The 10,183-nt window shown below is 66.5% G+C and carries 7 protein-coding genes; 1 reads left to right on the top strand and 6 read right to left on the bottom strand.

What is annotated here, in order from left to right:
• The 6 genes from Aple_RS32860 to betA form a co-directional block, all read right to left on the bottom strand.
• On the bottom strand, positions 1 to 1,158 hold a 1,158-nt coding region (locus Aple_RS32860; RefSeq protein WP_155348665.1), incomplete at its 3' end, for a sarcosine oxidase subunit beta family protein.
• An 8-nt stretch (positions 1,159 to 1,166) separates the two neighbouring features.
• The gene (locus Aple_RS32855; RefSeq protein ID WP_155348617.1) at positions 1,167 to 3,545 is read right to left on the bottom strand and encodes a GcvT family protein; all 2,379 of its coding nucleotides are present in this window, start codon (positions 3,543 to 3,545) and stop codon (positions 1,167 to 1,169) included.
• Between the two features lie 101 nt (positions 3,546 to 3,646).
• The gene (locus tag Aple_RS32850) at positions 3,647 to 4,621 is read right to left on the bottom strand and encodes an ABC transporter substrate-binding protein (RefSeq protein ID WP_155348616.1); all 975 of its coding nucleotides are present in this window, start codon (positions 4,619 to 4,621) and stop codon (positions 3,647 to 3,649) included.
• Positions 4,621 to 6,600: an ABC transporter permease gene (locus Aple_RS32845; RefSeq protein WP_155348615.1), complete on the bottom strand. Its 1,980-nt coding sequence runs from the start codon at positions 6,598 to 6,600 to the stop codon at positions 4,621 to 4,623. The genes Aple_RS32850 and Aple_RS32845 overlap by 1 nt, the downstream gene beginning before the upstream one ends.
• A complete protein-coding gene (locus Aple_RS32840) occupies positions 6,597 to 7,607 on the bottom strand; it encodes a quaternary amine ABC transporter ATP-binding protein (protein ID WP_155348614.1) in 1,011 nt (336 codons plus the stop codon). The genes Aple_RS32845 and Aple_RS32840 overlap by 4 nt, the downstream gene beginning before the upstream one ends.
• A 6-nt stretch (positions 7,608 to 7,613) precedes the next feature.
• Positions 7,614 to 9,248, bottom strand: a complete 1,635-nt coding sequence (gene betA / locus Aple_RS32835; protein ID WP_155348613.1) for a choline dehydrogenase — start codon at positions 9,246 to 9,248, stop codon at positions 7,614 to 7,616.
• Between the two features lie 106 nt (positions 9,249 to 9,354).
• Between betA and Aple_RS32830 the strand changes: the two genes are divergently transcribed.
• The gene (locus Aple_RS32830) at positions 9,355 to 10,128 is read left to right on the top strand and encodes an IclR family transcriptional regulator (protein WP_155348612.1); all 774 of its coding nucleotides are present in this window, start codon (positions 9,355 to 9,357) and stop codon (positions 10,126 to 10,128) included.
• Positions 10,129 to 10,183: the final 55 nt, after the last annotated feature.

Raw genomic sequence — 10,183 nt, 5'->3', positions numbered from 1 at the left:
GCCGGTGGTGAAGCGGTTGAGGGTGAAGGGGGCTGCGAGGGGGTGGGGGGTGTTGTGGGCGATGGTGTGGGCGTAGCACCAGCCGATGCCGGGGGTTGCTTTGAAGCCGCCGGTGCCCCAGCCGCAGTTGAGGTAGAGGTTTTCGACGGGGGAGAGGCCGATGATGGGGGAGGCGTCGGGGGAGACGTCCACGATGCCGCCCCAGGTGCGGAGGACGTGGGCGCGGGCGAAGATGGGGAAGAGTTCGAGGGCGGCGGCCATCTGGCGTTCGATGATGTGGAAGGCGCCGCGGCGGCGGTAGGAGTTGGCGGCGTCGATGCCCGCGCCCATGACCAGTTCGCCTTTGTGGGCTTGGCTCACATAGACGTGCACGGCGTTTGACATCACAACGGTGGGGTGAACGGGTTCGAGGAGTTCGGAAACGAGCGCTTGGAGCGGATGGGTTTGCAGGGGAAGGTCTATTCCGGCGGTTTTGGCGACAACCGATGTGTGACCCGCGGCGGATAGCGCGATTTTGTTGGCGGTTATTCGACCACGCGTGGTCGTTACAGCGGTGGCGCGACCGTCGGTTACTTCGATGCCGGTTACTTCGCAGTGTTCGATCAGATCGACGCCCAGGTCGGAGGCGGCTTTCGCCAGCGCCCAGGCGACGTTGTCGTGCTTGGCGATGCCGGCCCGCGGCTGGTAGGTCGCACCGAGCACGGGATAGCGGACTTCAGGACTCACATCGACGATCGGGCAGATCTCTTTGACCTGCTCTGGATCGAGCCATTCGGCGTCCACCCCGTTGACACGATTAGCCTCGACCCGGCGAACCCCATCGCGGACATCCTGCAGGCTATGCGCCAGATTGAGCACACCACGCTGGCTGAACAGCAGCGGATACCCGAGATCCTCCTCCAGCCCCTCCCACAATTTGAGCGCGTGCTCGTAGATCCCCGCACTCTCATCCCACAGATAATTGGACCGAATAATCGTGGTGTTCCTGGCCATGTTCCCCCCAGCCAGCCACCCCCGCTCCAGCACCGCCACATCCCCGATGCCATGATTTTTCGCCAGATAATAGGCAGTAGCCAGCCCATGCCCACCCGCACCCACGATGACCACGTCGTAGGCCTTCCGCGGCTCCGCCGACCGCCACAAACGATCCGGATGCATCGTTCTCCCTAACCGCGCAGGCGTTCCATAGCCGGATCGAACAAAGGCTCCGCCGCGACAACCGCCTCCACCAGCCGATCGAAATAACCGATCCGCACAGCCGTCCCTGGCACGGAAAGCTCAGCGGGAAGCCACGCATACGCGATACCCCGCCCGATCGTGTAGCCATAAGCCGCGCTGGTCACATACCCCACCGCACGCCCATCGTGATAAACGGGCTCTTTCCCCATGACCACGTCATCCAGCACCAGACAGGTGAGCTTCCGCCGCACCGACTCCTTACGCTCCACCACCGCGTCCCGCCCGATGAAGTCGCCCTTCCCCAGCTTGACCGCGAACCCCAGCCCCGCCTCGTACGGATCGTGCTCGAAGGTCATATCCACCCCGAACGACCGATACCCCTTCTCCAGCCGCAAGCTCGCGAACGCCCCTCGCCCCGCCGCGATCGCGCCCTCCCGCATGAACGTGTCCCAGAGCTTGAGCCCCATATCAGCCGTGGTGTAGATCTCCCACCCCAGCTCCCCGACATACGACAACCGCAGCATCGTCACCGGAACATGCCCGACATATCCCCGAGCCCCCCGGAAATACCGAAGAGCCGTCAGATCGACACCCGTCAGCGGCTGCACCAGCTCCCGCGCCCGAGGCCCCCACACCCCCAGACAGCACGTGCCCGCCGTGATATCCCGCACGAACACATCACCCGGACGATGCCGCTCGAACCAATCCAGATCCAGCTCCCCGTTCGCACCGACCTGAAAATGATCCGCACCCAGCCGCGCCACGGTGACATCACTGCGAATCCCGCCATCCCCATCGAGCAGCAGGCAATACGTCACCGACCCGATGGATTTATCCACATCCCCGGTAGTCAGCCGCTGCAGGAACGCCGTCGCGCCAGGCCCGCTCACTTCCAGCCGTTTCAGCGCCGTCATGTCATAAAGGGCCACACCCTCCCGGGTCGCCTTGGCCTCCGCCCCGACGATCGGCGACCAGTACCGGGCAGCCCAGTCGTTCGGCACATACGAAGGCGCGGGCAACCCCTCGTTGACGCCGTACCAATGCGGGCGTTCCCACCCGGACGCCTCCAGGAAGTACGCGCCGAGCTCGCGTTGCCGTACATGGAAAGGACTGGTGCGAAGCGGACGCGGATCCTCCATCGGCTGGAGCGGATGGATGATGTCGTAGACCTCGACGTAGTTCTGGCACCCGCGGGCCAGGACGTACTCCGGGGCGAGTTGGTGCCGTTCGAAGCGGTTGACGTCGCATTCGTGCAGATCGATGCTGGAACGTCCGTCGACGAGCCACTCCGCCATCGCCCGCCCGACTCCCGCCGAGTGCGTCACCCACACCGCTTCGGCCACCCAGAATCCCCGTACGTCCCGGGATTCGCCCATCAGCGGCATGTTGTCGGTCGTGAAGGAGAAGAGCCCGTTGACACCTTCCTCCACCTTCGCGGTACGGGTGGCGGGCAGCAGCGACTGCGTCTCGGTCCAGGCGTCCGCGAAGTCGTCCGGCGTGAAGGCCGTCAACGAGGGCATCACCTCGGCCGCGTCCACAGAAAGGATGTCATCCGCGGACACGGGCATCGGCCGATGCCCGTAATATCCGACCCCAAGCGTCCCGTTCCGATCCCGGTAATAAAGATCGGCATCCTGATGCCGCAGGATCGGCAGACTCGCCACCACATCCCCGGCCAGCTCCGGCAACCGCCCGGTCCACGCCAGCTGATGCGCCAGCGGCGTCAACGGCAGCTCCATCCCCACCATCCGCGCCACCCGGGGCCCCCAAATCCCCGCACAACACACCACGACATCCGCCGATATTTCCCCTTTATCGGTGACGACTCCGGTCACCCGGCCGTCCACGGCGACGACATCGAGCACCTCATGCCGCGCCAGCACCCGCACCCCCCGCTCCTGGGCCCGCGCCAACTGCGCCGCCACAGCGGGCACGGCCAGCGCCAGCCCATCACTCGCGAGGAACAACCCCCCAAGAACCCGCTCCGCATCCAATAACGGATGCCGGACCACACACTCCTCCGGACTCAGCAGCTCAGCCTCGAGCCCCCACGACGTAGCCCACCCATACCGCCGATGCAACTCCCGCAGCCGCTCCGGCGTGGTGGCCACCTCCAGCCCCCCGACCTGCAGGAAAGCCCCCAACCCCACGAACTTCTCGACCGTGTAGCGGGCCATCTCCGCCATCGCCTTCGACCCGTTGGTCTGAAAGACCAGCCCCGGGGCATGCGACGACGACCCGCCCGTAGCCGGCACATCCCCTTGATCGACCACGGTCACATCGGTCCACCCGCGCGCGGACAACTCGTCGGCGAGCGCAGCGCCCACCACTCCCGCACCGATGACGACAACGCTCGGGCCCGCCATAGCCACCTCCGCTGTTGCAATATGCGCAACTAACCGCGTTTGCCGCAACAAGCGTCCCGTGCTGCTCACGGGGTGTCAAGCAGCACGGGACGCCCGGAGACTCAGCTCGCCGGCAGCCAGGTCTTGATCTTGGCCTCGTTGTCGGCGGCCCACTTCGCGGCGGCCTCCGCCGGGGTCATCTTGTCCTCGGAGATGTACTTCGCCACCAGATTCTGGTCATCGTTCGTCCAGCTGAAGTTCTTGATCAGCGTGTACGCCGGGCTCCCGGAATCCGCGAACTTCTTGCTCACGACCTTGTCCAGCTCGTACAGCGGATAGTCACACGCCACCTTCGCGGCATCCGCGTCACACCCCGCCGTATAGGCCGGAAGGTTGATCTTCACCAGTTTCAGCTCGGACAGGAACCACTGCGGCTCGTAGAAGTAGCCGATGATGGGCTTCTGCTCCTTCTCCGACTGCCGGAACGCGGTGATCAGCGCCGCCTCGCTCCCGGCGTAGACCACCTTGTAGTCGAGCTTGAGGTTCTTCACCAGCGCCTCGTCATTGGTCACGAACGAGGGGTCGCCGTCCAGCAGCTGCCCCTTGTCGCCCGACTCGGAGGTCTTGAAGAGCTCGGCGTACTTGTTCAGGTTCTGCCAGTCGGTGATGTCCGGATATTTCGCCGCCATCCATGGTGCGACATACCAGCCGATCACGCCCTTGTTCCCGGTCAGTCCTGCTTCGAGCGCGGTCTTCTGCTCCTGGATGTATTTCTGCTTCAGGTCGTCGTGACCCCAGTTCTCCACGACCGCGTCGACTTCGCCGGTCCCGAAGCCCTGCCAGGCGACCTCCTCCTTCAGATCCTTCTTGACGACCGTGCAGCCCAGGTTCTTCTCGGCCACGTGCGCGATGACGGCCGCGTTCGCCTCGTACCCGACCCAGGGGTTGATCGCCAGGTTGAGGGTCCCGCAGGCCGCGGCCGACCCGGCGGCCCCGGTGCCCGGCGCGGCGCTGGGCGCCTCGCCGACCTTGGCCCCGCCGCATCCGGCCAGCACCAGCACGGCCCCGGCCACCACGCCTATTCGTCGAATTGCCATCAGTCCTCCTTGATCACCCCGAGTCGGTTCGTTCTGGCCTGGGCCGCTCGTGTGACACGGTCCAAGACGATCCCCAGCACGACGATGGCCAGCCCCGCCGCCAGGCCCTTGCCGCGCAGTTGGTGCTGGGAGAACCCGGCGACCACGTCGTAGCCGAGCGCGCCCGCGCCGACCAGCCCGCCGACCACCACCATCGACAGCACGTAGATCAGCCCCTGGTTGGCGGCCAGCGCGACCGCGCCGCGCGCCATCGGAAGTTGCACCTTGGTGATGAGCTGCCAGGAGCTCGATCCGGCCGAGCGGGCCGCCTCGACCGTGGCCGGGGGCACGCCCCTGATGCCTTCGGCGACCAGCTTGATCGCGACGGGCGCGGCGAAGACGACGGCTGCGATGATCGCGGTGAACCGGGTCGGCCCGAACAGGCCGAGGATCGGGACGAGATACACGAAGGCGGGCATGGTCTGCCCGGCGTCCAGGACCGGCCGCAGCACCGCGTCGGCGCGGTCGCTCCTGCCGATCCACACGCCGGTGGCCACGCCGAGCACCATCACCAGGATCGTCGCGACCAGCGTGGAGGCCAGGGTGACCATGCTGTCCTGCCAGAGCCCGAGCCCGATCAGCGCCGCAAGACCGGCCGCCGCGATGATCGCCGCTCTGGTCCCGCCCACGAGCGCGGCCATGCCCACCCCGACCGCGAACACCAGCCACCAGGGCGAACCGGCCAGCAGCGACTCGAACGGGTTGAGCAGGCCATAGGTGATCACGTTCTTGAGCGCGTCGGTGAATCCGGACAGGCTGTCCTGAACCCAGACACTGGCCGCGTCCGCCGCCCTGCGGACATAGGACCCGATGTTCGCTCCGGCCGGGAATTCCGCCGCCCACACATAGGTATAGGACAGGTAGCCCAGCACGGCCGCGATCCCCAGCGCGACCGTCACCTCCACCCGCCGGACAAATGCCGATCTCAGCCGTCCGGTACGGCGCTGCGTCTCCACCCGATGGCTCGCCGCCGTGGTCGCCCGATCGAGCACCACCGCCATGATCACAATCGCCAGACCGGCGTTGAAGGCCGCGCCGATATCCAGCGTCTGGAGCGCTTTCAGCACGGTCTTGCCCAGCCCCGGCGCGTCGATCAAGGCCGCGATCGTGGCCATCGACAGCGCCGCCATGATCGTCTGGTTGACGCCGACGACGATGGTGCGCCTGGCCAGCGGAAGCCGTACATGCCGGAGGGACTGCGCCGACGTGGCGCCCAGCGACGAGCCGGCCTCCAGCGTCACCGGGGACACCTCGCGGACGGCGTGCGCGGTGATCCGGATCGCCGGGGGAACCGCGTAGATCATCGTGGCGATGGTCGCGCTGGCCGGGCCGATCAGGAAGAACAGCGTCAACGGCGCCAGATACACGAACGTCGGCATCGTCTGCATGAAATCCAGCACCGGTGTGACGAACCGGTTGAAACGCTCGCTCAACCCCGCCCACACACCCAGCGGAATCCCCACCGCCAGCGAGTACGCCACCGCGGTCAGCGTCAGCGCGAGCGTGTCCATGCTCTCCGCCCAGAGCCCCAGCAGCCCGAACGACACGAACCCGGCCACGGTCAGCAACGCCACCCGGATATTTCCGAATATGTACGTCACAGCGGCCGCGAGCGCCACCACGCCCAGCCAGCCCAGCACCGGCACGGGACGCTCGAACGACGGCTGGCTGATCAGCGCCTGCACGAATTTGACGGACTCATCCAGGATGAGCCGGATGTAATTGACGAAGTACAAGAAGAACGGATTGCTGTTGCGGTTGTCGTCTACCGTGTCCCACGCCTCGTTGACGCCCTCGTGCAGCGGTGTCAGCTCGGCCCCGCCCAGCGCCAGCGTGTCCCGGCCGGCCAGCAGCGCGTGCCCGAGCACCCACGCCGCCACGATCGCCCCGGCCAGGTAGCGGCGGGCGGGCAGCCGCGCGGCCACGCTGAGCGTGGTCATCGTGCGATCATTTCGAGGATCTCGGCGCTGGTGACGACTCCGAGCAGTTCACCCTCGCGGACCACCCGCACCGGGCGATCGGCGGACAGAACCGTGTGGACCGCGTCGCGGATCACCAGATCGGGCGCCAGCTCCGGCCCGTCGAGCGGCTCGTCCGGCAGCGCCTCCCGCATGATCCACCGCAGGGTCAGCACATGCGACCGGGGCACATCGCTCACGAAATCCCGCACGTAGTCGTCGGCGGGCGCGCCCACCACCTCGTCCGGGGTGCCCATCTGCACCAGCGCTCCATCCCGCATGATCAGGATACGATCGCCCAGTTTGAGCGCCTCGCTGAGATCGTGCGTGATGAACACCATCGTCTTGCCCACCTCGTGGTGCAGGCGGATGATCTCGTTCTGCATCTCGCGCCGGATCAGCGGATCCAGCGCCGAGAACGGCTCGTCGAACAGCAGCAGATCGGGATCCACGGCGAGCGCCCGCGCCAGCCCCACCCGCTGCTGCATGCCCCCCGAGAGCTGATCCGGATAGGAGTTCTCGAACCCGGTCAACCCCACCAGTTCCAGCACCTCGCGGGCCCGCTTGTACCGTTCTGGCCGCGCGCTGCCGCGGATCTCCAGCCCGAACGCGACGTTGTCCAGCACGCACCGATGCGGCAGCAGCCCGAAATGCTGGAACACCATCGCCAGCCGATGCCGCCGCAGCTCCCGCAGCCGTTTCTCGTCGGCCTGCCTGATGTCCGCCCCATCGAAGACGATCTCGCCGGCGGTCGGCTCGATCAGCCGCGTCAGGCATCTGACCAGCGTCGACTTGCCCGACCCCGACAATCCCATCACGACGAAGACCTCGCCGGGCCGTACCGTGAAAGAGACATCCCGGACGGCGGCCACGCACCCCGTCCGCTCCTTCAACTCCTGCCGCGACAGCGTGCTGCCGACGGCGCGCTCCGGCTTGGGCCCGAAAACCTTCCACAGGCCACGTACGTCGAGGACGGGCTGATCACTCATAGGCACCTAGGGTTTGCGATAGAAGGGCGTGTGCTGCGGGGCTAACGGGGTGTTGCCAAGAATGAGATCGGCCGCCTTCTCAGCCAGCATCATGACCGGGGCATAGATGTTGCCGTTCGTGACGTACGGCATCGCGCTCGCATCCACCACACGAATCCCATCCAGACCGTGCACCCGCATCGTGTCCGGGTCAAGCACCGACATGTCATCCAGACCCATGCGATTCGTGCACGACGGGTGTAGCGCGGTCTCCCCGTCCCTGGCCACCCAGTCGAGAATCTCCTCCTCGCTCTGCACGCCCGGCCCTGGCGAGATCTCTCCGGTGCTGTACGCCTTGAGCGCCGGTTGTCCAAGAATCGACCGGGCGACCCGCACGGCTTCCACCCATTCGCGGCGATCCTGCGCGGTCGACAGGTAATTGAACCGCAACGCCGGATGTCTCCCAGGATCGCTGGAGGTGATTTTCACCGACCCGCGCGCGTCGGAGTACATCGGCCCGACATGCACCTGATACCCGTGCCCACCCGCCGGAGCGGAACCGTCATACCGCACGGCGAGCGGAAGGAAATGGAACATCAGGTTGGGATAGGGCACGTCATCGTTACTGCGGACGAACCCGCCCGCCTCAAAATGATTGGTCGCGCCGGGCCCGCTCCGGAGAAACAGCCACTGCGCCCCGATCCACGGACGATGCCGATATTTCAGGTATGGCTGCATCGACACCGGCTGTCCGCACCCGTGCTGGATATACACCTCCAGGTGGTCCTGCAGGTTTTCGCCCACCCCGGGCAGATGATGAACGGGCGTCACGCCCACGGCGCGCAGTTCCTCCGCGTCCCCCACCCCGGACAGCTGCAGCAACTGCGGCGAGTTGATCGCGCCGCCGCACAGGATGATCTCCTTGCCGTGGATCCGCTGACCATCGCACTCCACGCCGACCGCGCGGGTCCCCTCGAACAGCACCTTCGTGACGAACGCCCGCGTCCTGACCGTCAGGTTCTTCCGCTTCCGCGCCGGATCGAGATACGCCCGCCGCGCCGACCACCGCCGACCCTTCCGAATGTTCCGGTCAAACGCCGCGAACCCCTCCTGCCGGAACCCGTTCACGTCATCGGTCAGCGGATACCCGGCCTCCTGCACCGCCTCGAAGAACGCCGGGAACAACGGACTCGACGCGGCCCCGCGCTCCAGCACCAGCGGCCCGTCATGCCCCCGGAACTCGGTCCCCGGATCCCCCAGACAGTTCTCCATCTTCCGGAAATATGGCAAACAATGCGCGTAATCCCAGCTCGACATCCCCGGATCGGCGCCCCACCGCTCGTAGTCGAGCGGGTTCCCGCGCTGGAAGATCATCCCATTGATGCTGCTCGACCCGCCGAGCACCTTCCCGCGCGCGTGGTAGATCCGCCGATCCCGCATGTACGGCTCCGGCTCGGACTCGTACCTCCAGTCGTAGAACCGGCTCCCGATCGGGAACGTCAGCGCGGCGGGCATGTGGATGAACACGTCCCACGGGTAGTCCGGCCGCCCGGCCTCCAGCACGAGCACGCGCGTCCCCGGATCGGCCGACAGCCGATTCGCCAGCGCGCACCCAGCCGAGCCGCCGCCAACGATGATGAAGTCAAACGATGATGAAGTCATATGTCATGACCCCTCCGCTTTTGCCGAATCGTAGCGTCATACGCACCACGTTTCACTACTAGCAACAGAGATTTAATCGTTCTCGCCGGGCGGCTACAGTTGCGCCATGGGCAACGAGAGCGGGGGCGTCCAGTCCGTGGACCGCGCCATCTCCGTGATGGAGATCCTGGCCCGCAAGGGCGAAGCCGGCGTCAGCGAGATCGCCGCCGAAATCGAGGTCCACAAGTCCACCGCCTTCCGCCTGCTCGGCGCCCTCGAAGCCCGCGGCCTGGTAGAACAGGCCGAGGATCGCGGCAAATACCGCCTCGGCTTCGGCCTCATCCGCCTCGCCGCCGGCGTCGACACCCAGCTCGACATCACCCAGCGCGCCCGCCCCACCTGCCAGCGCCTGGCCGAAGAACTCGGCGAAACCGTCAACATCGCCGTCCTCCGCTCGCTCTACGCCGTCAACCTCGACCAGGTCCGCGGCCCCTCCGCCGTCACCGCCCACAACTGGGTCGGCCAGCTCACCCCCCTCCACGCCACCTCCAGCGGCAAGATCCTCCTCGCCCACGCCGCCCCCGCCCTCCTCGACCAGATCACCCTGGAACGCTTCACCTCCCGCACGATCACCTCACTCCCCGACCTGGAAAAGGAACTCACCACCGCCAGAATCCGCGGCTACGCCGTCACCCTCGAAGAACTGGAAGACGGCCTCAACGCCATCGCCGCCCCCATCCGCTCCTTCCACGGCGAGGTGGTAGCCGCCATCAGCGTCTCCGGCCCCGCCTACCGCCTGACCGAACAACGCGTCCACGACTCAGCTCCCACCCTCCTCACCGCCGCCTCCGAAATAAGCACCCGCCTCGGCAACACCCACGACCGGTCCAGCACAGCCTGAGGCACTACCGAGGCGGCCATCTCCTGGGCGTCCTTGTCGAACGGGCTTCTCAGCC

Origin of the sequence: Acrocarpospora pleiomorpha (assembly GCF_009687885.1) — a bacterium.
Taxonomy (GTDB): domain Bacteria; phylum Actinomycetota; class Actinomycetes; order Streptosporangiales; family Streptosporangiaceae; genus Acrocarpospora; species Acrocarpospora pleiomorpha.
Note: the sequence above shows the minus strand (reverse complement) of the source record. Positions and strands in the feature narration are given on the sequence as shown.